Here is a 24844-nt window from a genome sequence, read left to right as displayed (position 1 = left end):
ACAACAATGGAAAATCTTGCGTTTGCGCTCATGGTTATGTTCAATATGAACGGAAGCCACTTGTACAAATTTGAGATTGACCGACAAAAACAAAAAGAAAAAGAACTTAGACAAGCAGGGGTATCTCAAGAAAGCATAAAGGAAATGTTGAGATTTGTGGGCAATATAGAAATTGAAAGTTATATTGACAAGCAAATGGATTGCGCTGATGATGAATTTATGCTTAAAGAACTTGGAATACAGCCTCCGGAACGTTTTGAGGCATATTCCGTAAAAATTATCAAGTTTTTGAATAAAAAAAATCATGAAATAGACTTTTTTTATGATTTTGGTGACGGCTGGAAAATCAAATTGACGCTTGAAAAAGACGATTTCCTTACAGACATTCCAACAACTTCTCTTCCTGTTGTTTTAGAAGGAACCGGACTTGGGATTATAGAAGATTGTGGCGGAACAGATGGTCTTAGAGCGATAAAAAAAGCATTTAAAATAAAAAGCGGCGAAGATTACAGGCAGTACAGATTATCTGAATGTCAACAACAGCGACCGTGCAATTTTCTTCATTATCAGAATCCGAACATTTTGTTGCAGATTGAAAAACTCGCTCAGAATTATCGGCAATATTTTGAACTCTGTCTCCATCAGTTTTGTTTAACATGTAAGGATTTTCTCCGATTTTTTTCAGAATATCAGGCATATCATCAAGGCTTTCTGCTTCCGCAATCACATTCCACTTCGAATTTTCAGTAAAATATGCAGAAATTCCTTTTCTAAGCATTTTGTGATCATCAATAAGGATCAAGTTTTTCATCACTTTCATTATAGCCTAAAAACTTCAGTCTGTTTAACCCAGCCCACCGATTTTTACTTGAAAGTGGCTGAACTCCATGCTGAAACTTGCCCGTCCCTGCGTAACAGAGCGGAGATTTGTTGTAAAACCGAACATGTTTGCCATCGGTGCCTGTGCGTGGATTACTTCTCCTGAAGCTTTTGAATCCTGTCCAATGATGTTTCCACCGCGCTGACTCAGCTGGCTTGATGCCGGTCCTACAAACTCTTTTGGACACGAGATATCGACGTTCATAACCGGTTCCAGTATCTGTGGGTCTGCCGCTTTACAAGCTTTGTCAAAGACTTGCGATGCACATGCTTCAAAGGCAAAAGTCGTTGAAGTCAGTTCATCATATTCTATATTTGTCACTTTTATTCCAATGTCTGTACACGGATAGCCGTAAACAATTCCCGAATTTAGAGCAGATTTAAAGCCATTCTCAAGAGCTTCCATAATTTCATCTGGAACATTTGCATGATGGCACGTAACTTCATAAGAGTTTCCGCTGCCCTGCTCGCGTTTTTCAACTTGAATTGTGATTCCAGCTGTATTTTCTTTTCCGCCAAGAATCTTTTCAAATTTTTCAGATGCCTGTGCACTGCTGCCGACAGACTCTCGATATGTAACTTGAGGAGCGCCGACATTGCATTTTACACCAAAATCATCTTTCATACGTGTCACAAGAACGTCAAGATGAAGTTCACCCATCCCCGAAATTATAAGCTGCCCAGTTTCAGGATCTTCATGACTTGTGAACGTCGGATCTTCACGGCTCAAAATTTCGAGTGTTTCATTCATCTTATCTTTTTCAGACATAGACTCAGGTTCAAGTGCGACGGAGATGACAGGCTGTGGAAATTTAGGCTGCTCAAGAAGCACATTGAACGCTTCTGTCCCGATTGTGTCACCTGTCTGAGCGAATTTTAGTCCTATAAAAACAGCTATGTCGCCGGCTTGTATGTTGTCGATCTGTTCAGATTTATCTGCATGCATGCGCAATATTCTGTTTACGCGCTCCCGCTTCTTTTTGTTGATGTTGTAAAGCTGCATGCCTGAATTGATTTTTCCCGAATACATGCGAACGTAACAAAGGGAGCCCATTTCGCGGTCGTATTGAATTTTAAATACAAGACCGAGCGGCATTTTTGTTGCGTCACAAGGAACTTCTATAACTTCCTGTTGGTCTTTTTTAATCTTAATTCCTTTTGCAAAAGGAACATCTGTAGGAGCTGGAAGATAATCGACGATTGCATCTATAAGCAGTTGAACTCCCTGGTTGTGACGCGCACTTCCCATAACAAATGGAACAAAAGTCCGTGCGATTGTCCCTTTTCTTATGGCATTTTTGAGCTGTTCAATCGAGATTTCTCCGCCTTCAAGATATATTTCCATAAGTTCATCATCTGAGCCGGCTACAGTTTCTACTAGTTTTGAACGCCATTCTTGTGCATTTGCTTTTTCCGTATCTGAAATGTCTGTAATGTCAAAAGTTTCGCCTTCATCTTCCTGATGCCAGCGGATTTCTTTCATGTTTAATAAATCAATTACACCTTCAAAATCAGGTCCCTGTCCGATTGGAATTTGAAGCGTGAGGCAGTCTACTCCGAACTTTTCATGAACATCTTCCATTGAACCGAAAAAATCTGCTCCAATTCTATCCATCTTGTTCATAAAACATATTCGAGGAACATTAAATTCATCTGCCTGTTTCCAAACTGTTTCTGTCTGTGGTTGAACACCATCTACAGCGCATATAACAGCAACTGCTCCATCGAGGACACGCAGAGAACGTTCAACTTCCGCTGTAAAGTCAACGTGTCCTGGGGTGTCGATGATATTTATCTGATAATTTTTCCAGTAAGTTGTTGTTGCGGCGGAACAGATTGTAATTCCTCGTTCCTGCTCCTGAGCCATCCAGTCCATTGTTGCCTGGCCGTCATCAATTTCACCGATTTTATGAATTTTCCCGGTATAAAAAAGAATACGTTCCGTTGTTGTAGTTTTGCCGGCATCAATATGAGCCATAATGCCGATGTTACGCATTTTATCGATAGACATGAATTTGCTCCAGAAAAAAGAATAGAGTTTATTATACTGATTTTAATCTAAAATTGCACCTTTGTCAGCTGAAGTGACTAACTTTGCATAGCGCGCAAGATACCCGGTTTTTACTTTAGGTTCAGGGGCTTTCCATTCGGCACGGCGACGTTGAAGTTCCTGTTCATCTACTTCAAGCGTAATCTTATATGCGTTGATGTCGAGAGTGATTTTGTCACCTTCTTTTACGAGTGCGATAGGACCTCCGACTGCGGCTTCAGGCGAGCAGTGCCCAAGTGAAGCGCCGCGTGTAGCTCCGCTAAATCGTCCGTCTGTAATCAGTGCGACATCTTTGTCCAACCCTTGCCCCGCAAGCGCAGCTGTAACCGCCAGCATTTCCCGCATTCCGGGTCCCCCTTTCGGACCTTCATAGCGGATTACAACAACATCACCTTTTTTTATCTGATGATTCTGGACTGCATCCATAGCTTCCGACTCGTCGTTGAAAACTCGTGCCGGTCCTGTGTGTTTCATAAGCTCTTTTGCGCAGGCAGAGCGTTTTACAACTGTTCCGTCAGGAGCTAGATTTCCAAACAGAATAGCGAGTCCACCGTTATCGCTGAAAGGATTTTCGATAGGGCGAATTGTCTGTTTATCTGTGTTGACTGCATTTTTTATATTCTCTGCGATTGTTTTTCCTGTCACGGTGATTAAATCTGTGTGTATGAGATTTTTTTTCGCAAGTTCTGCCAAAACTGCCTGTACGCCACCCGCATCGTCTAGCTGGCACATAAATGTGTGACCAGCCGGAGCGAGATGACACAAGTTAGGAGTTCTGTTTGAAATTTCATTTACTTGATGAAGGTCGATTTCGATTCCGGCTTCGTGAGCGATTGCAGGAACATGAAGCATCGTGTTGCTTGAACATCCGAGAGCCATATCAGCCGCGAGGGCATTTTCAAAGCTCTTTTTTGTCATCATACACCTTGCAGTAATACCACGATTATACATTTCCATAACCTGCATTCCTGCGTGTTTTGCAAGCGCAATGCGTTTTCCCGTAACAGCAGGAATTGTTCCGTTACCAGGAAGTCCAAGCCCTATAACTTCTGTCAGACAGTTCATTGAATTTGCTGTAAACATACCGGAACACGAACCGCAACCGGGGCATGCAGTCTCTTCCATTTGACGCAGCTGTGCTTCTGTAATTTTTCCGCTCGAAACAGCACCTACAGCTTCGAACATATCTGTCAGCGAAAGATTTCTTCCTGAATATGGATTTGAATGATCATTCCCATGTAGATGTCCCGGCATCATTGGACCACCGCTTATAAAGACGACAGGTAAATCAAGGCGAGCAGCTGCCATAAGCATACCCGGAACAATTTTATCACAATTTGGAACCATAACTAACGCATCAAACTGATGAGCTTTTGCCATGCATTCAATTGAGTCTGCTATAAGTTCACGGGTTACAAGAGAATATTTCATTCCTTCGTGCCCCATCGCAATACCGTCGCAAACCCCGATTGCAGGGAATTCTATCGGAGTTCCACCTGTCATCCTTATTCCGTCTTTTACAGCTTGTGCAATTCTGTCAAGTTCAATATGCCCCGGGATAATTTCGTTTTTTGCGCAACAAACTCCTATCAGCGGTCTTGATAATTCTTCATCTGTATAGCCCATTGCATAAAACAATGAACGATGTGGAGCACGCTCTATCCCCTTTTTTGCGTTATCGCTTTTCATCAAATCCCTCTTTTTTATAAAAATACTACTCGTATTTATCGCGGATGATAAGTTTTATAAGTATGTTTGTTTTTATCGATGCATTTTTTCGCTGCTCATTTAAATCATCTTTATCAAGGCTGATTCTTGCCTTATCGCAAATTGCTTTACAATAAGCCGAAAGATTTGATGGGCTTGATGCTTCGCACGCAACTATAATATTTTTGTTTTTAATATAGCTATGAAAAAACTCTGCAAATTCATCGTTGTCCATCGGAAGTCCATAAAGAAGAACAATGCGTTTCAAATCGTGAATTCTTGCAAACGTATTGCAGCATGCCATCAGTTTTTTGCTGAAAGAATTATTTCCATTTTCATCTTTTACAATATTTTCTGCAATTATAAAAAGTTCGGAATTATCGACTTCATTTTTAGGTTGATATTCATTTACTTTACTGAATTTTGCCGAATCAAGGAGAATTTGAACTTTAGAATCTATCGCACGAGGATACGACGCTGTCTCCGGGATATCGCTTCTTTGAGATGATATTTCATTTTCCTCGTTTTTAGCAAATAATTTTTCGAGCTCTTCTTTTGAAACTGCACCTGTGTTGCAATTTACGTCTGCCATAACTGACATCGTTTCAGAAAGAATTTCTGATTCTTTATCGCTTACTCCGATATTGCCGGCAACTTTGCTGCGTTCTTTTTCCGATTCCATAATATCTGCGAGCATTGAATCTACATTTTCACTGTCTGACATAGTTTTGTTTTCTCCTGTCGATGCTGTATTTTTTATTTCTGAGTTATCATTTTTTTCAGCGTTACCCAATTTTGCTGAGTTATCAAATTTTTCAGCGAGAGCTTTTAAGCCTCCGATTTCAGTTTCCGCTTCTGAAGTTCCGATTTCAGAACTGAAAAATGTATCGTCATCTTCAAAATCTTCGTCATCTAAAAACTCTATAGGCTCATCATCTATATTGTCTTTGTAAAACGAAACATCCTGTACACCTGTTTTATAGCAGCGGATTACTATTATATCTCCGTCATCAGAATCAGAGTAAAGGCATCCGTCTTGTTCATTTATATAAAACGCAGTGTTGCCATCTTCAACTCTGATGTTGTGAATAGAAGTACAGCCTTCAAATGCATCCGGAGCAATTTGAATTACACTTGTGGGAATCACGACGCTTTCAAGAGAAACGCAATCTGCAACAGCTTTTGTTTCAATTTTCTGCACAGTAGGAGGAATCACAAGCGATTTTAGCGACTTGCAGCCTGCAAAAACGTAAGGAGGCAACTCTTTTATACCGGCGCGGAACGGAATATCGCGGAGAGATTCGCAATTCATAAAAAGCCCTTCAGGAAACGAATCGACGACGTTCGGCATTGTTACTTTTATAAGAGAAGAACAGCCTGCAAAAAGATATGGCGGCAGTTTCGTCAAAACTGAAGAAAGTTTTACGTTTTCAAGAGATTTGGAATCTTTAAATTGAGATTTTCCAAGGCGGGTTACAGAATCCGGCACCGAAAAAGATTCATAAGGGCATCCAGAAAACACTTCATCGTCTATAGAACGAGCCCCGAACGGAATCATTCCTGTGAACAAGTTTGAAGTATCGTCTACCCCAAGAACAGTGTGCATATCTTCCGAATAAATAAGTCCGTTTTTTTTAATATAACCTTCACCCATAAAATTTTCCCTATAATATATCTATCGATTTTATCACAGTAAGCACAATTTGTCATTTTGATTTTTTTGCAAGGCGAGAGCGGTTTAATGATTGTGTTGCAATTGAACGGTTTAATGATTGTGTTGCAATTGAGCGGTTTAATTTATATTCGAACGAATCTACAAGAGCAATCCATGACGCTTCGATGATATCGGAAGAGACACCAACAGTTGTCCATGTTGCATTTCCGTCTGTAGATTCAATTATTACGCGGACTTTAGATGCGGTCGCTGTCCTGCTGTCGAGAACACGAACTTTGTAATCGACGAGTCTAAATCCGGAAACGACAGGATAAAATTTTTCAAGAGCTTTGCGAAGTGCAATATCGAGTGCGTTGACCGGACCGTCCCCTTCTCCGGCTGTGATTTCTATCTTGTTGTCGACTTCAACTTTAATCTGCGCACAACTGCAAACGCCTTCTTCTGGACGCGGATTAGACCCAGTTGTTATATAATAGTGAAGCTTAAAAAACGGTTTATACTGACCAAGAAGTTTGCACACCATAAGCTCAAAACTACCGTCGGCACCTTCAAATTGATATCCGTTTGCCTCAAGTTCTTTTACCTTTGCCATGATATCTTTTACAACAGAATCTGTCCTTTTGATTTCCGGGGCAATTTTAGAAAGCTTTTCCATGATTGTACTGCGACCGGCAACTTCACTCATCAAAAATACTCGAGAATTGCCTACAGTTTCCGGCGTTATATGTTCATAAGCAAAAGGATTTTTTAAAACCGCATCTATATGCATTCCGGCTTTATGTGCGAACGAATTTGCACCGACATAAGGAAGCTGAGGATTCATGCTTATGTTTGTAATTTCTGCAATCCGTTTGCATATTGAAGTGAGATTCTTCATTTTATCGGAAGGAATGCAGTCGTAATTCATTTTTAACTGAAGGTTTGGAATAATTGTTGAAAGATTTGCGTTTCCTGTCCTTTCTCCAAACCCGAGCAAAACACCTTGAACATGTTCCGCACCTTCTTGGACTGCGGCAAGAGAATTTGCAACGGCAAGCCCGCAGTCGTCGTGAGTGTGTATCCCGATTTTTGCTTTTTTACCGAACATCTTTACAGTTTCGGCGACAGCTGAGCGGCAATCATCAATCATAAAACCGCCTTTAGTTTCGCAGAGAACTATTACGCTTGCCCCGCCGTCGATTGCAGCCTGAATTGTATTGAAAGCATATTGCCTGTTGTCGTAAAATGCTGTAAAAAAATGCTCGGCATCGTATATAACATTTCTGCCTTTTTCTACAAGATATCGGCACGTATCTTTAATCATCGCAAGATTTTCTTCCAATGAAGTTTTTAATATATCAGTTACCTGAAATGTCCATGATTTACCAAAAATTACGACATTTTCAGTTCCTGCCGCAATGAGACTTCTTAAATTTTCGTCGTCTTCACATCTGATATTTTTTCTGCGAGTAGAGCCGAATGCGCAGACTTTTGCATTTTTGAGAGGATTTTTTTCAATCTCCTTAAAAAACTCCATGTCTTTAGGATTTGAGCCTGGATTCCCGGCCTCGATGTAAGTGATTCCAAGCTCATCGAGTGCTTGACAGATATGGATTTTGTCTTTTACGGAAAAACTAATGCCTTCTCCTTGTGCACCATCGCGCAAAGTAGAATCAAGAATATCAATTCTTTTGTTCATATCAAGGATTATAAAAAATAGTCAAAAAAAAAGAAATAGATTTTAATTATTTTTGTAACTATTGGGAAAGTCTGAGGTTATACTATATAGAAAGCAACGAAGCATGGCTCTATAATAAAACCTCCATTTTTTCAAGGCTGCCGTTTACACTCCTTTTCGGCAGCCTTTTTTTTTATCGGGGAATTTTTTTATCATTTATTTTTTTTTAGCAATGCAGAAACTGTCAAGTCATCTTGGAACCAGTCTATCAAAAGTGAAAATAATTCATCATTGTAACCATCTGCTGAAACTTTAATTTTCCAAACGGCACCGGTTTCTATCTTTTCTGGATCAATCGCATTTATATCAACCCAGTTATTATTGAACAAAACGCTCACACGTGCTTCCGAAATATTTTTTTGAGTTTCATAGTCGTACGCAAGCGCTTTGATGTTTAGCTTACGGGTTTTATTTTTCAGAAAATCGCACTTGATCTCTGTCTTATTTTGAACTGCTGAAAATGATTTCCACCAAACATAAGGTCCAACAACAATCTTCACGCGATATTCACCTTTTTTAAGATAAAGATGACGAATGTTGTATGTTTTGTTTTTTGCCGCAGGACGAGAAACCTCTTTTTTTGTCCCAAATGAAAAAATATTTTCGTAAAAACGAGAGCCTCGTACATAAAAATTTCTGTAGCTTCTGCTGACTTCAGGAAGCTTGTCATTATCGTTTTTATAGAAAAAAGCGCGTGCAGGCAAATCCAGATTTTTGGAAAGCGAATGCGGCATTTCCAAGTTGATTGAAACTTCTGAGTACCATTTACGAAGCAGTGTTTTGTGAACAGCCCCGCTTTCCCAAAGTCCAAATAAAACAAGCCCTGCAAGAACAACGCCGGCAACAATTCGCCTTACAATTATCTTTTTTTTGTCTTTTTGTACAATTGCAGGAATTTCATATTTTTTTGATGCAATCACTGTTTTTGCAACTTGCACACGAAGTTCATGTGTATCGTAGTGTTTAAGATACTTTTTTATAACTTTGATGACGCAGCCGATGTTCTGATAGCGCCTTTTAGCTTTTGGTTTTATCATCTTATCTATCAATTTACAGATTGTGCGCGGAATTGTTTTATCAAGTTTTCTAGGATTTGTATATTTTCCTTTTTTGATTGTCTTCAGATTTTCTATAGACAAACTTCCCGGATAAGGCTTTGTTCCTGTAACCATTTCATAAAGCATGATTCCAAGCGCATAAATGTCTGCACGATTGTCTACGCGAGTACTGTCTTCAAACTGCTCCGGCGGCATATAAGCAGGAGTTCCAAGTGCAACACCGCTCATCGTAAGGTTTTTTGATCCATCGTATGTGCTGCTGCGGGCATCGCTTGCAATTCCAAAATCGGCGAGTTTTACTTCACCGCGTCGAGAAATCAAGATATTTCCGGGTTTGATATCTCTGTGAACGATACCTTTAGAATGAGCGTACTTCAAAGCATAACATGCATCCTGCAATATGAGCATTGCTACAGGGCATGGCAACTTTTTTTGCTTTTCGATAATCGCATCTACTGCGGAGCCGTCTACGAGTTCTTCAACCATGTAGCGGTAGCCCTGATCAGTAAAATAGTCAAAAAGATGGACTATATAAGGGCTTTGTAAATCGAGCAAAATCTGAGCTTCTTTTTTAAAGCGTTCGCCTGATCCGCTGCGATTTCGTTCGGTCATCTTTTTTATGACAACATAGCGTTTGAGCGACGGATGAATCGCTTTATAGACAATTCCCATTCCGCCTTTTGCTATAACTCCAAGTATTTTATACTTGCCGATCATTGGAGGAAATTCAACACTCATTTTTTCACCTCAACAATATCATTTTCAGGATTAAATTTTTTATCACTTTGCACAATTGCAATGTTCTGTTTAGATGGATTGTGAATCTGAATAAATTTTCCGTTCTGCCGCAATCTGTAATTTCCGGAAACAGGACGATGCCCAGCGAGATAGACACATTCGTCTGAATCACTGCCAAGAAGGTTTTTAATTATAGCAGAAGCTGTCCCTTCTTCAGCCTCGTCGTTTGCAGTCCACGTAAGCCCTTCTATGACGCCGTCTGTAAACTTTGCGTTTATTATCTGTTCTTTTGTAAAAGCAAATCGCGGTTCCGCATGCGAAACTACACAATTTTTTACACAAGCGACAAGCGGGAGAGCGTGCTCAAAGCAACTTATAAGATAAAGGATATCGTCCCCATAATATTCTTCGACAAACGTCTTGACCATCTGACCTTCGTCGGCACATTTTCTAAACGCATAATCTCCGCCACCCGTGACGTTCATTATGTTTTCGTGGTTGCCTTTTAAAATATGAAAATATTTTGGAAAAAGCTGCTTTAATTTTAAAAGTCCGTCTAAAAGAGAAAGCCCTTCCTGCATTTCGGCAGAGATCGCAGGACCTGTAAATATTCCACTTTCAAATTCATCTTTTACGGCATTCCATCTTTCCCATGTGTTGCGCTCTGTATGTAAAATATCTCCGACACACAAAACTCTAATCTTTGACTCGGAAAGAAGTTCAAATATAGATTTTCCGTCTATTTTATAATCTATTATATTTTGAAGAAAATATGGGCGCGCGTGAAGGTCAGGAACTACAACAAGGCTAAGCCCATCATCAGGGAATGATAAAAGTCCTCCGCAAGAACCATCTTTTGCTTGCTGCCGATAATCGGTTTTCTCATTCTCCAAGATGCCTGAAACTTTTTCCGTCAGTTCAAAAATTTCTTTATGAGAAGGAAGATTGTTTTTTTTGAGGATATTTCGGATTTTAAGATAGTTTTTTACGTTCAGATTCATCTACGTTCAGATTCATCGATGGTAAAAAAACTAAAATCAGGAAATCACAAGATTCGTGTTACCGACTGTGATCTTGTCTCCCGGTTTCAATTTTATATATTTTTCTTTTGGAATACGTATGTCGTTCACAAAAGTTCCATTTGTGCTTCCATCGTCTTTTATAAAATATTGATCTTTTATCTTTTGAATTACTGCGTGATGTCGGCTGGCAAGTTTATTGTCAACCACTACGTCGTTATCAGAATCTCTGCCTATAGTGATTTTAGTCACTAGTTCAACTTTTTTATGGTTAAACATCAAATAAGAAGCAGGTTTAGTTTCTCCGATTGAGTCGAGATGACGTCCTACCGGACTATTTTCAATTATTGTTATATCAGCCATATCAAAATTATATTACTTTACATTGTTATTCGCAAACTATTTTTTTAAACTATTTCTTAAAACTATTTTTTTACAGAAAGAATCGCTCCAAAACTGTTGAAAATATCTGTCCTGATCACATCTGTCAGCAGTGAAATAATCTTAAAAACTTCGCTACGAGTTTCCTTATCCATCGACGTTACAACTGAAAGAATCTTACCGGAAACCGCAATTTTGTTATCATTTTTGAGTTGAGTCAAAGAACTTGCGCCGGTTGCATCCGCCATAGAAAACATAGCATCTACAAAATTACGCTTTTGTTCAACTGAAAGTTTTTCCAACCACGCATTTAAGTTGCGGCAAAATGCTTTGCTCTCTTTTGTAAAATCTTTTGCTGTTTCAAAATCGATTCCCAAAATATTCCATGTAAGCATGTCGTGCTGCCAAGCTGCCGAAGCGCTGCTTTGCACGATTGTAAAATTTTTCTGATGAGAAAAAACAACTCCGACAAGCGAAAAAGAAGGAAAATATGAATGAATTTTCGCCTCTACACGCATAAACTCATCAGACTCGAAAAATGCTGCTGAAAAGCCCGGTCCATCAAAATTATAGACATCGGCTATTCGTCTTTGGAGTTTTTCGCCGCACTTTGCTGCTGTATTTACAACGAGATTTCCACCTTTTGAATGACCGATCAAAGTTATTTTTCCACTTTTAAAATGATGGCAGACATCTGCAAAATATTTCAACGAATCTCTTTGAGAAGGTATTTCTTCTTTCCATGATAAATCAAAATCTTCGTGCCAGCCGACAAGGGTGTCATCAGTTCCTTTTAAGACGACTGCTTTCTGCTTCCATTTTTTCCCGTACAAAAAACAAAAACCTGAAAATTGTTCTGCACTTTCTTGATTGAATATATTTCGATAACCGCAGATCTTCATATCTCTAAATCGATTTGTCTTTGAGCATTTATCTAAAAGCTCTGTAACACGATTGTTTATCAAAACTCCTACGTTCAAACGTTCTTTGTAGTCAGGCGCAGATTTTATATCTTTTGAAAGCTGGCTGAGAGTTTTTGCCTCATCAAAAGAATCTGAAAGCAAACCATCCACTTTTGAATAAGAAATCTGGGCGAGCAGCAATGCATCAATTTTGTTAAAAGGCGACTGTACAAAATCAAGATCTCCACGCCATAATAAATAATCAAATAAATCTGCCATATAAACCAATATAATAACAGAGAATAAAAAAAACAATAAAAACACTGATCAATGCCACCAGGAATTATAATTTTTAAATACAGCACAAATCTATGACAAAAGAAAGGATTTTTTATTATAATATTTAGCATCACGGTTTTAAATTAATTTCACATAATCTGTCATAACTGCACAGGATTCCTGCAGTCAGCGGCTATAACAATTTTCAAGAGGATATTTTTTATGAACATAAGACGGGCAGAAAAAAAAGACACAGGTAAAATTCTAAAACTCCTGGGAGAAGTTCTGGAGATTCATTCAAAGATTCGCCCCGATATTTTTATTTCGGGAACTACAAAATACACAGAAAATCAGCTGGCAGAAAAGTTTAACGACGATAAAAAGCCGGTTTTTGTTGCAACAGACGACAACGATGAAGTTCTGGGGTATGTTTTCTGCATATTTTTAGAACAGCCGTTCAGTACGAACATGCATCAATTTACTACCCTGTTCATAGACGATCTGTGCGTAGACCAGAATGCAAGAGGCCGGCAAATCGGCAAAAAACTGTATCAGCATGTACTGAAATTTGCAAAAGAAAAGGGCTGTTATGATGTTACGCTCAACGTATGGGAAGGCAATGATAATGCCAGAGCATTTTATGAGAAGATGGGCATGTTTGTGAAAGAAACCCAGATGGAAGTTATTCTATAAACTGAAATTAAAAAGCCTCTGTATCCGTGCCCGCTCACGAATTGTATTGTGCAGTTTCCAAACTGGTTTATAAATTCAATTGAATTCCATATTGCAACTTATTATAATCAGAAAGATTTACAGTTTTAACATCAGACCTGATATTTTTATATGATAAAAGGTCAAAACAGGAGTAAAAAATGGTTTTGATTTATGGAATCAAAGACAAACCGCATTTCGCTAAAATTTTGTTATTCGCACTACAGCAGCTTTTGGCAATAATGGCAGCAACAATTGCAGTACCGGCAATCATTGGTCACGGACTTTCGGCTTCCGCAGCTCTTTTTGGGGCAGGAATCGGAACTTTTGTCTACTTGTTGTTCACAAGAAGTTCAAGTCCCGTATTTTTAGGAAGTTCATTTGCTTTTATCGGCTCAATGTTCAGTGCGTTTGCCGGAGCTTCAACTCTGGGTCTTGCCGAATCAGCAGGATACTGGGGACTTATCATAGGAGCTCTTATGGCTGGGCTTGTCTATGTAATAATCGCAATTGCCGTTAGATTCTGCGGCGTAGAATGGATAAACAAACTGATGCCTCCGGTGATAATCGGACCTACAGTTTCCATCATCGGGTTGAGCCTTTCGAGCAACGCTATAGGAGATTTGATGAAGACAAGCGCAGAAGGGGGAAGCTCATACGTTGCCTTGATATGCGGTCTTGCAACTCTTGCAGTCACAATGCTATTTTCAACTTACGGTAAAAAAATCGGAAAACTTATTCCTTTTATTCTCGGGATTTTGGCAGGATATTTCCTCGCTTCACTTTTTGCTTTGGCCGGACATGCAACCGATAACGCATCTTTGATTGTGATAAACTATGATGCACTGAAGGCCCTTGACTTCAGCAGATTATCTGGTTATTTTTCTTTTCCAAAATTTACATTCCTGCAAGGCGGCACAGATGGGCTTGCTGCTATAAACGGAAAATACATCCTTACATTGTTTACAGCCTATGTTCCGGTTGCCTTTGTTGTATTTGCAGAACACCTTGCCGACCACAAAAATCTTTCGGCAATTGTAGAAAAAGATTTGCTTGTAGAGCCTGGTCTTACGAGAACGCTTTTGGGAGATGGAATCGGGTCAATCGCCGGTGCTTTTTTTGGAGGCTGTCCAAACACAACTTACGGTGAATCGATAGGTTGTGTAGCAATCACGCGAAATGCATCTACAGTCTCTATCTGGGGCTGTGCAATTATATGTGTAATATTCTCCTTGATTTCTCCACTCGTAGCATTCTTGGAAACAATTCCTTCTTGCGTGATGGGTGGCGTTTGCATCGCTTTGTATGGATTTATCGCAGTTTCGGGACTTAAGATGTTCCAAAAAGTCGACTTGAACAAAAACAAAAACCTTTTTGTCGCATCTGTCATATTCATCACAGGTGTTGGGGGAATGGTCGTAAGTTTTGGCGCAGTAGAAATTCGCACAGTAGCATGCGCTTTGATTCTTGGCATTTTGACAAACGTGATGCTCGGTAAAGAAGAATAAAATTTTCAACATGCTGCAAACCTGCACATTTTTCGCGTGCAGGTTGTCGCTCAGGTTGTTGATGTAAAAATGAATTAAAAAAAGCGAAGGCGAAAATCCATCATACATGTTGAAAATGCTATGTGATAGACTTTCGCCGCACAAAATGCAGTGAGACAAACTTTCGCCGCACAAAAATTTTATCAGGTCTTAAACTGTTTTACTTCGCCCGCAAGGCTGTCTATGCTTTCGCGGTTCTTGATAGCGATTTCAAGAGACTCCTGAGTTGCAGCGTTAATTTGATATATCTGCTCTTCTATAGAATCCATAGAATTTCTAAGTATTTTTGTAATATCGCCAAGCTGGATAGTCTCTTTCGAAATCTGTTCACCTCTGCTAAGCATTTCATCCGAACTTGATTTTACAGATCCTGTCATATTGCTTACATTCTGAATAGTTTTCCAAATGCTTGAACTACTTCCTTCCTGTTCGCTTGTCGCATTTACAACAGCTTTGATAGAATCGTTTACTTCATGAGAGTAATCGGCGATATAGTTAAATTTTTCTACAGCGCTTGCCGCAGATTCTGCAAGAGTGTTGATTTCGGAAGAAACTTTTTTGAGTGTAACTGTGATTTTTTTACCTTGAGCGCTGGAACCTTCTGCGAGCTTTCTGATTTCAGAAGCAACGACGGCAAATCCTTTTCCGGCTTCGCCAGCGTGTGCTGCTTCAATTGCCGCATTCATTGCAAGAAGATTTGTCTTTTGTGCAATATTTTCTATAACGGCACTCGCTTCAAGCAAACTTCCTGATGCCTCAGAAATGCTCTGCGAAACGTTATTTGCGATGATTAAAGATTCCCTACCGTCTACAGTTGCACTTACCAATTTATTGATAGAATCTTCTGTCTTTTTTACATTTTCGCCTACGCTGAAAATACTTTGTGACATGACTTCGAACGAAGAAGATGATTCATCTACTGCAGAAACTTGTTGGCTTATGCTTTCATTCAAAACTCTGATTGTCTTGATGATTTCACCGGCTGCAGTAGCAGTTCCTGTAACACTTCTTTCCTGTTCATTAAATCTTTCGCGGAGTGTGTTTATGCTCTCTGTGATATCTTTTACGATTTCGCTTACAGAAATCATGTTTCCTTCAAGTTCTGAACCAACATCTTTCATTAAAGTCGAATCTTCTCCAACTTTTTTGATAGATTTTCTGAGCTTTAAAATCGTCTGATTAAAATACGAAGACATTCTTCCTGTTTCATCGCCACCGCTTACAGGGAGCTCTACAGTGAGGTCGCCTTCACCATCAGAAATGTTTCTAAGAGCTTCTGTAACTCTGTTTAGAGGTTTTGTAAGAGTGTTTGTAATAACAAGTCCAATCAAAATCGCAATTATAAGCTGAATAGAAGCGATAAGTGACAGCGTTCTTATAATCATTTTCATATTTGAAGAAACAAATTCTGAGATAGGAGCGACAATTAAAACAGTCCAATCCGTATAGCGCATTTTTGAAGATGCGGCAATGTATTTTACATTGTTTACTTTTAAAGTAAATGTGTGTGATTTTTTATCCTTCAATACTGATTTAAGTGATTTTTCCAAATCATTATCTTTTTGTCCTGACATAGTTGAAAAAATACTTTTATACAGAATTTCAGGCTGTCTGTTTCCGAGAATCACTCCATCAGAATTCAAAATATATGCTGTTCCTGTTTCGCCGACAATTACATCGCTTATAAGGTTTGAAAGAGAGTCTCCAAAAATTGAAGCACATAAAACACCGGTGATTTTTCCCTGCAAGTTTTTTAGCGGAATTGCTGCATAACTTATGTAAGTTCTTTCTTCATTTGACAAATTCGGCTCTGTAAGAGCGTTCTTTCCTGAAATGGCTCTTTTAAACCAACCTGATGAAGATATATTTTTTACAGTTCCGTCTGTGCTGTATAAAACTCCGTTTGTGCCGCATATTCCAAAACTGATCCATCCGCGCAATTTTTGAGTCTGAATTTCGTTTTCAAAAATCTTGATTTTTTTAGAATAAGGAATGCTATCATTCTGAATATCAGGGATATTTGAAAATGCCTCAAGTTTTCCAAAGATGGAATTGGAACGCTCGTCGAGCAGGTTCGAAGCATCTTCCGCAAGCTCGTTTATAAAATATTTTGAATTAGATAAAAGCCCGGTCCTTGCAAGCGAAATAGAGAAAACTCCAAGTATAAAGAGAAAAACTATTGAGAAAATAGCAAAAACTACAATAATTTTATTTCTGATAGAAAAAACTTTATTATTTTTTATATTTGTCATTTTGAAACCTCATAAGATATCGTCAATAATTGTATATAACAAAAGCTATAATTTGCCTAATTTTTTAAAGTTGCATCCGAATTGCGCACAAAATCATTTAGCACCTTCTGAACATCTTTTCCGTTGGCAGCCTCTTTCAAAGCTGTGTTCCAGAAACTGCGCATCTCTGCAAAGCCGGTGATATTGTTATAATATTGACCGAAAAATCGCTGCATAACAGAGTTGTACAATATTTCATCGTCATCAGTTTCAATCTCAATTTTTGAAGTTGCAGGAAAACCGCCTGTAGCCGATACGAGCTTTTTTGCCCACACTTCATCTGTTGCCGCAAAGTGTAAGAATTTTTTTGCAGCTTTTATCTTATTTGCGTCGCCGTTGTTGAATACACAAGCCCCTCCTGCAAGAAACTCAAGAGTAGGAGCGCCGCTGTCGTTCGGGAACGGCATATATATTGGAGTAAAATTCTTTCCTTTGTATGAACGTTTTCCATCATACATTTTATTCAACTGCGGAGAATATAAAATTGTGTGGGCTGCGTTAGACTCAACAAACATCTTTATCGCATCGTTTGAAGTCGCTTCTTTACCGTCAAGCAAAAGACCTTTTTTCATTGCATCTACAGTCCACGTGACGTTTTTTACAGCCTGTGAAGTGTTGAATGTGTATTTTGAATAGTCTCCATTTAAAAGAGTTGCACCGCCGTAAAGATTCATCAAAAATGCTCTTGTTCCCTGGTCTCCCCCTTGAGTCTTATAGAAAAATACACCCGGAGTTTTTCCGGCAGGGAGTTTTTTATGCAAAGCAGTCAGAAGTTTTTCATATTCGGCAAGAGTCCATCTCCTGTCAAGCCTTTTATACGGAAGCAAATCTATAAGATTCAAATCTTCGAGCATCTCTTTATTGAATGCCATAGAAAAAGGTCCTTCGTGCATTGGGTACATATAAGTTCGTCTGTCTTTGCCGGCAGAAACAGACAGCAAACCTGTGATGATGTAAGGTTTTTCCGTCGCAAGGACATCGTCTAAAGGCTCAAGAAGTCCTTTATCTGCCCATACAATAATTCGTCCAGGCGCATCGTATACAACATCAGGAGCTTTATTTGCTTTTATAGCTTCTTCAATTTCTGCAGCTCCATCTGCAAATGTGATAAGTTTGAAATTTACTTTTATGCCGGGATTTTCTTTTTCAAAAGCAGCAATTAAACTTCTTTCAAAATCGCCTTCAACACCTGATTCTGATGTAAAATTCGGAAAAGACCAGAAATCTATCGTAGAAGAAACAGAAGTCGATTTAGCATTTGAACAACCAAAACAAGTTAAACAAAAAATAAAACAAAAACCATATTGTAAAAATTTTACAATTTTACTATGCAAATTTAAAATCATAATAGCTATGATGATAATGCATAATCTTCAAAATTGTCAATTTATTTGTTTTGGCCGAAACGAATATTCAAACAAGCATGCAGCGATTTTGATATAAAAAATATATAAAAAATCAGAGATACGAAAAAACTTTACGATGCATTTTTTTTTCTTGAAAAGTCTTTTTTGGAAGTGTAAAATACCTAATGAAGATTAATTTTTTTTGCGAAGTCGAGTGTGTTCGACTTCGCAAAAAAAAAAAGATAAAATCATAGGAGGTTTTTATCATGAAAAAATTATTAAAAATGTTTGCTGCTTTTATTTTTGCAGCATTTATTATCGGCAATTTAAGTTCTTGCGGTGGCACCACAATAGATTCAGGCGAAGGAGAACCGACGAATAAAGCCAGCGCATATATCTCCTATTTTCATGTAATCGCTGACGGCAGTCATTTTTCAGGTAAGGTAGACAATTCATCCATAACAATAGATTTGCCGTCAAATATAGATTCATGGTCGAATGTAGTTGTAAAAGTTTGTGCGCTTGGATATCGCAGTACCGTTCAGTTTAACGGAACCGGCACAAAATACGATATAACCGATAAAGATGACACACCGGAAATTAGCGGCATTACACTTTCAACTCTCAAGACAATTTTGATAGAAGGTTCGGGCAGAACTCCTAAAACTTATGATGTAATAATAAACAAGAGGCTCTATGTATCCGTAGACTATAATGGGGTTTATGTGAATAATTCAAGCGAGCTCCGTTTTGAACGCAATCTTTATAAAGCCGGCGAAAAAATTTTACTTCCGGCAAAAGAAGCGAAGAGTATGGAGAAAAGACAGTTCGGCTGGTCTACTGTAAAAACCGATGAAAATCCTCTATACAATATTGGAGGAGAGATTCCGGTTACTCAGGCTATGGTAGATGCGGGAACTCTTAAATTATATATGATTTGGTCAAAATACAGTATCGGGGACAAAATTACAAATGTAAATGATATTGACGGGAAACCCCAGACAGGATATGTTGCGTATATTTTAGGAAAAACAGATTCTGCTGATTCTGTAAAAACTTCATCATCAAAACCTGCCGGTGATTGGAACTATCTTGTAGTGTCGCAGTATGGCGCTCAACGGCTTACAAATAAAACGTGGGCAAACGCTAAGACCGGTCTTACAAACACATATCTTCCTTCAAAAGCGGAAATGGAAGTTATAATTAAAAACTTATGGGAAACCTACGGTACTCGGCAGTGGAAAGTTTTCAGCGACGGAAATAATACGGAACTCGGCTGGAATGATTACTGGACAGCAACAGAAGATGACGGAAATAATGCAAAAGCTCATTATGCATCTGTGACAATCAGCGATATAAATGGAAAATATGCTGGAAATGTTATAAGTACAAGGGTAAAAACAGACCAATTAAACGCTATCGGCGTTTCTTATATAAAATAGTTTATCAACCTGAAAAACTTCGGACAGGTCAAAATGAAGTGTGCCTCCAAAAACTGACTTCGGTTTTTGGAGGCTTTTTTTTGGGGGTGCACTTCAAATTCGCGTCAGGCTATGGAGCCCCTTGCCGACCGCAACGAAGTGAGGACGGTGAGCGGATAGCGAAGGGCGGAACAGCCGGCGGCGCGAGCGCAGCGAGCGACGGACGCCCTTCCTGCCACGTCCTGCATTGTTCAGTTCAACTTTAAATGTAAAATAACTGTCCTTCCGCCGTCGTCGCAAACTTTCATAGCGATTCGGGTGTAAAGCTTTAGCTTGCGTTTCAGCATTTTTCGCGCATCGGTATAAAATGTGCGATGTTCAATCAAGCTCATGCCGCATTTTTTTGCAAAAGCCGGACAGTCGTTTACGTAAAAATACATCTGTGCCGAAGTATTTCCTGTTTTTTGTACATATTTATTTGCATACTTAATGCCGATTTCGTTAGTTGCATCAAAAATCAACTCGCCTTTTGGAAAACTTTTTTTGACGTTCTCCAAAAAAGAAATGATTTTATCTTCGTGAAAGTACTGGAATACACCGGAAACAATCAACAAAGACGGAAGAGACTTATCTATGCTATCAGTCCATTCCAATGAAAAAAGGTCGGCAGAGATGAGCTTTTCGTTTTCTTTTTCGCCTAAGATTTTTTTGCGGAGTTCAATCACTTCCGGCAAATCGATTTCGTAAAAAATAGCGTTGTCCGCTTTTAATCTAAAAATAGCAGTTTCAAGCCCGGCGCCGAGATTGACGATATTGCATTTTTCATGTTGAGCGAGAAATTTTTTAATCATCTGGTCAAAATTATAATAGCGGGCAACAGAAGCTAGCATAGTATATTCGGAAGACGATTTCCAAATCCGCTCTAGCGCGTCAGAAGGAATTTTTTCTTCTAAAGATAATGCTGTTTTGTCATAAAAGTATTCGGGAAAGTTTTTAGACACATAGATTCGTGCCGCCATTGGGATGAGCATTGTATCTGCCACACCGTTAAATTCGTTCATAGTGTTCTCCTTATACGATATGCTGCGCTTGTTTTAATTTGCAACACATTTAATTATTTCCTTTTTATATTTCAAAGCGATCTGCTTTTTGCGTTTGCGTGCGCCGATTTATGTTCTTCGCTATCCATATATTCGTTATGTCTATGAGCATGTTTTTTTTCTGATGCGATATGATTGTGCTCGTGCTCATGGGTGATAACATGCGTATGTGTTGTGCCGTTGTGTGTGTGAACAATTATATGAGAATGTCCATGAAAATGATGCTTTGTCATTGTATCATATACGACAAAGATTGTCCCCGACAACATGAAAATCAATCCTACAAAATATAAGGCGGAAAGCTGTTCTCCATTGATGACAAATGCTAAAAAAGTGCCGATGAAAGGAGCTACTGCATAATATGCACTGGTCTTTGCTGCTCCCAACTCTCTTTGGGCTTTTATATACATAAAAATGCTCAGTCCGTACGCTACAAAACCGAGCAGCATTGCAGCTGCAACATATTTAAATTCAGGAATATGCGCACCTAAAACGACGGCGACAATAAACGAGGCGCTACCGGAAAAAAATCCTTTTAGAAAAACAATCTCATAAGTGCTCTTGTCTGAAATTTTCCTGGTGCAGTTATTCTCCAATCCCCAGCAACAAGTCGCCATGATGACAAACAAAGAACCTAAAGAAAGTTTAAAACTCCCTGTTCCTTCAAAAGTCAAAATTATGCTCGAAAGTGTGATAAGTATGATTGCAATCCATAGCCTAAATGTTATCATTTCCCTAAACACAAACAGAGCGATTAGTGTTGTCGCTACAATTTCGAAGTTGCTGAGCAAAGAAGCATTTGATGCGGAACCGATTTTTATTCCAATCATCAAAAATATTGGTGCGGCTATGTCGAGCAAAATCATCCCTATCGCATAAGGGAGTTCTCGCTTCGTCAGCCTTTCTGATTTTTTTTCACCTTTTATGTGGAATAAGTACGCAATACCGACTCCTACGCCTGCACCTAAATACAAAAAAGCCGCCATAAGTGCAGGTGAAATTTTACTTAGAAGAACTTTTGAAAACGGCGTATTGATTGCATAAAAAGTAGCTGCGAGCAACGCGAATATTACTGCCATTGTTTTTCTGCTTTTTTTCATACCGCAAAACAAATCCATGAGATAAGTTTTTCACAAAATTCTTTCGGATGCAATGTAAAAAATTCCGCATGGTCCATACCAGCGTTTTCAACGATTTGCACATTTGGAAATGCTTTTTTAATATATGCGATGTCCCATTTACGTGCTTTTTTTTCGTCAGAACCGTACCAATATACTATAGGGTAGTTTACAGGCGGAAGCGGATTTGGCATAGAGTAATTATTGCAGGAATAAAACGAACGCCATATTGTTTTAGCACTCATAGCATTCATAGCCTCTTTAATATACTTAAGATCGTCTTCCGTGTATTTTTTAGGATCGAACATACTGCGTAACGCTTTTACGCTCATGTGCTTTCCAATCTCCATCATCACAAAATCACGAACACCAACAATATACGTCAAAGGTTTCCAAAATTGATACGGAGTCATACCGCCGTCAATCACAGCACAGTCAGTAGCGATTTTTCCGACGGCTAAAATCCGTGCCGCTATACCTCCTCCCATAGAACAACCGTAAAGGCATTTAATTTTTAAATTATGCTCCGTAAGCCATCCGGCAATCTCATCGGCAATTTGCTCCACACTTGTAAAATCAGTATTCGGTTCGTTGGGGTCAAAGCCTGGCATTGCCGGGATAACAAGATGATATTGCTTTTCTAATGTCGGTATAACATAATTAAAGACATCCCATCTAGCACCGAGTGGGTGCAATAAAACAATGACATCAGCATTATTTTTTCCAAATTCGTGAATATTCATGAATGCCCCCTTTTATATCAATTTTAACTTTTCAATTTCAATTTCATATTTATCATCTATAAGCACGTAGTTGACTTTGTATTTTTTTGCATCTTCAAGGGTCTGCGTGTTATCATCCAGTACGCTTTCCAAAGTGCACCATTTGTCATCTATGCGGTTTTCAACAACATTTGCGTATTTTTTTATGTCGGAAAAGTGGGCTTTTATGTATTTTTCAGTCATTACAAGGCAATAGTATTTTATATCATCAATGTATTTTTTATCAAAACTATTCGACCAATTAAATGGTATGTAGCAGCCTTCGATAATAAGATTCTGTTTATTTTCTATGGCGGTTTTTATTATTTCTCTGACAATCGGCCACAAATATTCTGTCAGCTTTCTGTCGTCACTCATAGCCGTAAGGGTTGTCTGACCGCTACGAATCAATCCCATTTTTAAATGGTCGATTGAAAGATACGGATATTTATATTTTTCGAGCAATTTTTGAGCGAGTGCCGTTTTTCCTGTGTGCGATGCACCTGTAATTAAAATAACCATTTGTTTTTTCCACTGCCTCAACGCAAAGTTTAACCTTTATAGTTCCGGAGGACAATATTGTAATCAAACTTTGCCCGTCGGATCTTCCTTCATTCCAAGAATATAGCTTCGCCTTACTTTTTCAAAAATGTCGGAATCGGACAGCTTTTTCAAAAGCTCCTCTTTCGGAAAACGGATTGATTTAATATCTGAATCGTAATTTGTAATGTGCTCAGTCTCATCATATCGTTCCCTGCCTTCAATAACTCCATTTCTAACAAACTGTAGCCAGTCTTTTTGAATAATGGCTGTTTCCATTTTGTTCTTTTTCGTATAAGGAATATTCATCTTGTCAAAGTTATCAAAAAAATATGCCAGTTCCGCACCGTGATAACTGCCTCTGAGCCCGTTATAGAGGTCAGGCACAAAATTCAGGCGATATCCGTAGACTGGGCATTTTCCTTTAACTGTCTCCAGCAAGCGATATGCGGAATTGTGAAAGACGAGCAGCTCCATGATTTTAACTTGTAAATCGACCGCTTTGTTTGCTTCAGCGACAAAAGCCGACTTAAGCATAGACGCTAAACTTCCATATTTCTTTGTCAATGCGTCATCTACATTTTTTTCTTTTGTGGCAATCCCAAGAACTTTGTAATACATAGGTAGTTCTATCATGGAGAACTCATCAGCATTAGTGCCGATAAGAATAGGAATTGACGGAAAAAGCCTGCATTCCATCAATTTGTTCGGGTCATCTATAAAAAAATCGCCATCCTGGACATCTCCCATCCCTATTGAATTGCGCCTCAAAAAACGATTTGACGGCAGCGATTTTAGGTTTTCGAGAGAGCTGCATTTGTAGTGTTTCAGCATATTTGGATAGTTCGATTCCGCTTTTGCTCTTGTGGTCAGCGTTGGGAGATTGCCGCACAGGAGCATTAATTTGTCAAAACACTTTTGACTTATCGGGTTCAAAAAGTGGTACAATGCCGCTAGCGCTCCACCACAGTGCCCAATCAATGTTATATTTGCAGGGTCTCCGCCGAAATACTGAATATTCTTTTTAATCCAAAGCAGTGCCGCTTGTTGATCAAAATATGCCAGATTTGCAGTCATTTGCCCTCTATCAAAAGTCGGCATATATCCAAAGCAACCAATCCGATACGTAACTGTCACAGAGACAATATCCTTTTTTGCAAGATTTCCGCCGGTGTACATAGGAACTGTCCCGCTTCCCTCTCCGCCACCGTGAAAAAATACTGTGACAGGTTTATTTCCAGTCAAATCGTTCGTCCATATATTTACTACAAGAGCGTCCTCCGTTTGTCTGTCTTTCATCGGCAAAAACTCAGGACGCATCATGTGGTGTTTTATAAAGCGATTTAGCCACAGAGGATATCCATGTTGAGGAAAACAAACAGTATCTTCCATGTTTATAGGTTTGCCGTTTTCGTAGTCATCTATTAGGATAGGTTTTTCAAAGCGTTTTGCTTTTGCGTAGGGAATGCTATGAAATTCATAGACAATTTTTCCATTATCGCTTTTTCCCAAAGGAATTCCATTTAATTCTCCAAGTTCAGTCTTAAAAATCATTTTTCTCCTATAAAACTAAAACACCGCGTTAGCGGCAGCACATGGAGGTG

The 24844-nt window shown here is 38.9% G+C and carries 19 protein-coding genes; 4 read left to right on the top strand and 15 right to left on the bottom strand.

Annotated features, from left to right (window positions below; all coding sequences use genetic code 11):
• Positions 1-6: 6 nt before the first annotated feature.
• On the top strand, positions 7-750 hold the full coding sequence (locus tag H9I37_RS04795) for an IS1096 element passenger TnpR family protein (protein WP_187381326.1): 744 nt from the start codon (positions 7-9) through the stop codon (positions 748-750).
• A gap of 94 nt (positions 751-844) precedes the next feature.
• Here H9I37_RS04795 and fusA read toward each other — a convergent pair whose 3' ends face one another.
• The 8 genes from fusA to H9I37_RS04755 all read right to left on the bottom strand — a co-directional run bounded on the left by fusA (position 845) and on the right by H9I37_RS04755 (position 12405).
• Positions 845-2890 (bottom strand): elongation factor G, encoded by a 2046-nt coding sequence (gene fusA, locus H9I37_RS04790; protein WP_187381325.1) that lies wholly within the window; start codon positions 2888-2890, stop codon positions 845-847.
• 42 nt (positions 2891-2932) lie between these two features.
• Positions 2933-4618 (bottom strand): dihydroxy-acid dehydratase, encoded by a 1686-nt coding sequence (gene ilvD / locus H9I37_RS04785; RefSeq protein ID WP_187381324.1) that lies wholly within the window; start codon positions 4616-4618, stop codon positions 2933-2935.
• 25 nt (positions 4619-4643) lie between these two features.
• Positions 4644-6290 carry a leucine-rich repeat domain-containing protein gene (locus H9I37_RS04780; RefSeq protein WP_187381323.1) on the bottom strand — a complete coding sequence of 549 codons (1647 nt, stop codon included), beginning with the start codon at positions 6288-6290 and terminating at the stop codon, positions 4644-4646.
• 52 nt (positions 6291-6342) lie between these two features.
• Positions 6343-7989, bottom strand: coding sequence for a citramalate synthase (cimA, locus tag H9I37_RS04775; protein WP_187381322.1), 1647 nt, complete (start codon positions 7987-7989; stop codon positions 6343-6345).
• 191 nt (positions 7990-8180) lie between these two features.
• On the bottom strand, positions 8181-9824 hold the full coding sequence (locus H9I37_RS04770) for a serine/threonine-protein kinase (RefSeq protein ID WP_187381321.1): 1644 nt from the start codon (positions 9822-9824) through the stop codon (positions 8181-8183).
• The gene (locus tag H9I37_RS04765; RefSeq protein ID WP_187381320.1) at positions 9821-10825 is read right to left on the bottom strand and encodes a metallophosphoesterase family protein; all 1005 of its coding nucleotides are present in this window, start codon (positions 10823-10825) and stop codon (positions 9821-9823) included. Before H9I37_RS04765 ends, H9I37_RS04770 begins: the two co-directional genes overlap by 4 nt.
• A gap of 36 nt (positions 10826-10861) precedes the next feature.
• Complete coding sequence (locus tag H9I37_RS04760; protein ID WP_187381319.1) at positions 10862-11206, bottom strand: FHA domain-containing protein; 345 nt, start codon at positions 11204-11206, stop codon at positions 10862-10864.
• Positions 11207-11268: 62 nt separating this feature from the next.
• Positions 11269-12405, bottom strand: coding sequence for an Mbeg1-like protein (locus H9I37_RS04755; protein ID WP_187381318.1), 1137 nt, complete (start codon positions 12403-12405; stop codon positions 11269-11271).
• 222 nt (positions 12406-12627) lie between these two features.
• On the opposite strand from H9I37_RS04755, the gene H9I37_RS04750 reads away from it, so the two are divergent.
• Positions 12628-13098, top strand: coding sequence for a GNAT family N-acetyltransferase (locus H9I37_RS04750; RefSeq protein WP_187381317.1), 471 nt, complete (start codon positions 12628-12630; stop codon positions 13096-13098).
• Between the two features lie 179 nt (positions 13099-13277).
• Positions 13278-14624 carry a uracil-xanthine permease family protein gene (locus H9I37_RS04745; RefSeq protein ID WP_187381316.1) on the top strand — a complete coding sequence of 449 codons (1347 nt, stop codon included), beginning with the start codon at positions 13278-13280 and terminating at the stop codon, positions 14622-14624.
• Between the two features lie 182 nt (positions 14625-14806).
• On the opposite strand, the gene H9I37_RS04740 is transcribed toward H9I37_RS04745, so the two are convergent.
• Both H9I37_RS04740 and H9I37_RS04735 read right to left on the bottom strand, forming a co-directional pair.
• Positions 14807-16915 carry a methyl-accepting chemotaxis protein gene (locus tag H9I37_RS04740; RefSeq protein WP_187381315.1) on the bottom strand — a complete coding sequence of 703 codons (2109 nt, stop codon included), beginning with the start codon at positions 16913-16915 and terminating at the stop codon, positions 14807-14809.
• A gap of 56 nt (positions 16916-16971) precedes the next feature.
• Positions 16972-18300: an ABC transporter substrate-binding protein gene (locus H9I37_RS04735; protein ID WP_187381314.1), complete on the bottom strand. Its 1329-nt coding sequence runs from the start codon at positions 18298-18300 to the stop codon at positions 16972-16974.
• 266 nt (positions 18301-18566) lie between these two features.
• Between H9I37_RS04735 and H9I37_RS04730 the strand changes: the two genes are divergently transcribed.
• Positions 18567-19742: a hypothetical protein gene (locus tag H9I37_RS04730; RefSeq protein ID WP_187381313.1), complete on the top strand. Its 1176-nt coding sequence runs from the start codon at positions 18567-18569 to the stop codon at positions 19740-19742.
• A 230-nt stretch (positions 19743-19972) separates the two neighbouring features.
• Here the strand turns inward: H9I37_RS04730 and H9I37_RS04725 are convergent, their stop codons facing one another.
• The 5 genes from H9I37_RS04725 to H9I37_RS04705 all read right to left on the bottom strand — a co-directional run bounded on the left by H9I37_RS04725 (position 19973) and on the right by H9I37_RS04705 (position 24794).
• Positions 19973-20782 (bottom strand): class I SAM-dependent methyltransferase, encoded by an 810-nt coding sequence (locus tag H9I37_RS04725; protein ID WP_187381312.1) that lies wholly within the window; start codon positions 20780-20782, stop codon positions 19973-19975.
• Between the two features lie 71 nt (positions 20783-20853).
• Complete coding sequence (locus H9I37_RS04720; protein WP_255422496.1) at positions 20854-21900, bottom strand: DMT family transporter; 1047 nt, start codon at positions 21898-21900, stop codon at positions 20854-20856.
• Between the two features lie 17 nt (positions 21901-21917).
• Complete coding sequence (locus H9I37_RS04715; protein ID WP_187381310.1) at positions 21918-22682, bottom strand: alpha/beta fold hydrolase; 765 nt, start codon at positions 22680-22682, stop codon at positions 21918-21920.
• A gap of 12 nt (positions 22683-22694) precedes the next feature.
• Positions 22695-23222, bottom strand: a complete 528-nt coding sequence (locus H9I37_RS04710; RefSeq protein ID WP_187381309.1) for an ATP-binding protein — start codon at positions 23220-23222, stop codon at positions 22695-22697.
• Positions 23223-23285: 63 nt separating this feature from the next.
• On the bottom strand, positions 23286-24794 hold the full coding sequence (locus H9I37_RS04705) for a carboxylesterase family protein (protein WP_187381308.1): 1509 nt from the start codon (positions 24792-24794) through the stop codon (positions 23286-23288).
• Positions 24795-24844: the final 50 nt, after the last annotated feature.

The organism is Treponema sp. Marseille-Q3903 (assembly GCF_014334335.1).
In the GTDB taxonomy this organism is placed as follows: domain Bacteria; phylum Spirochaetota; class Spirochaetia; order Treponematales; family Treponemataceae; genus Treponema_D.
This window is presented reverse-complemented; position numbering and strand designations above follow the sequence as displayed.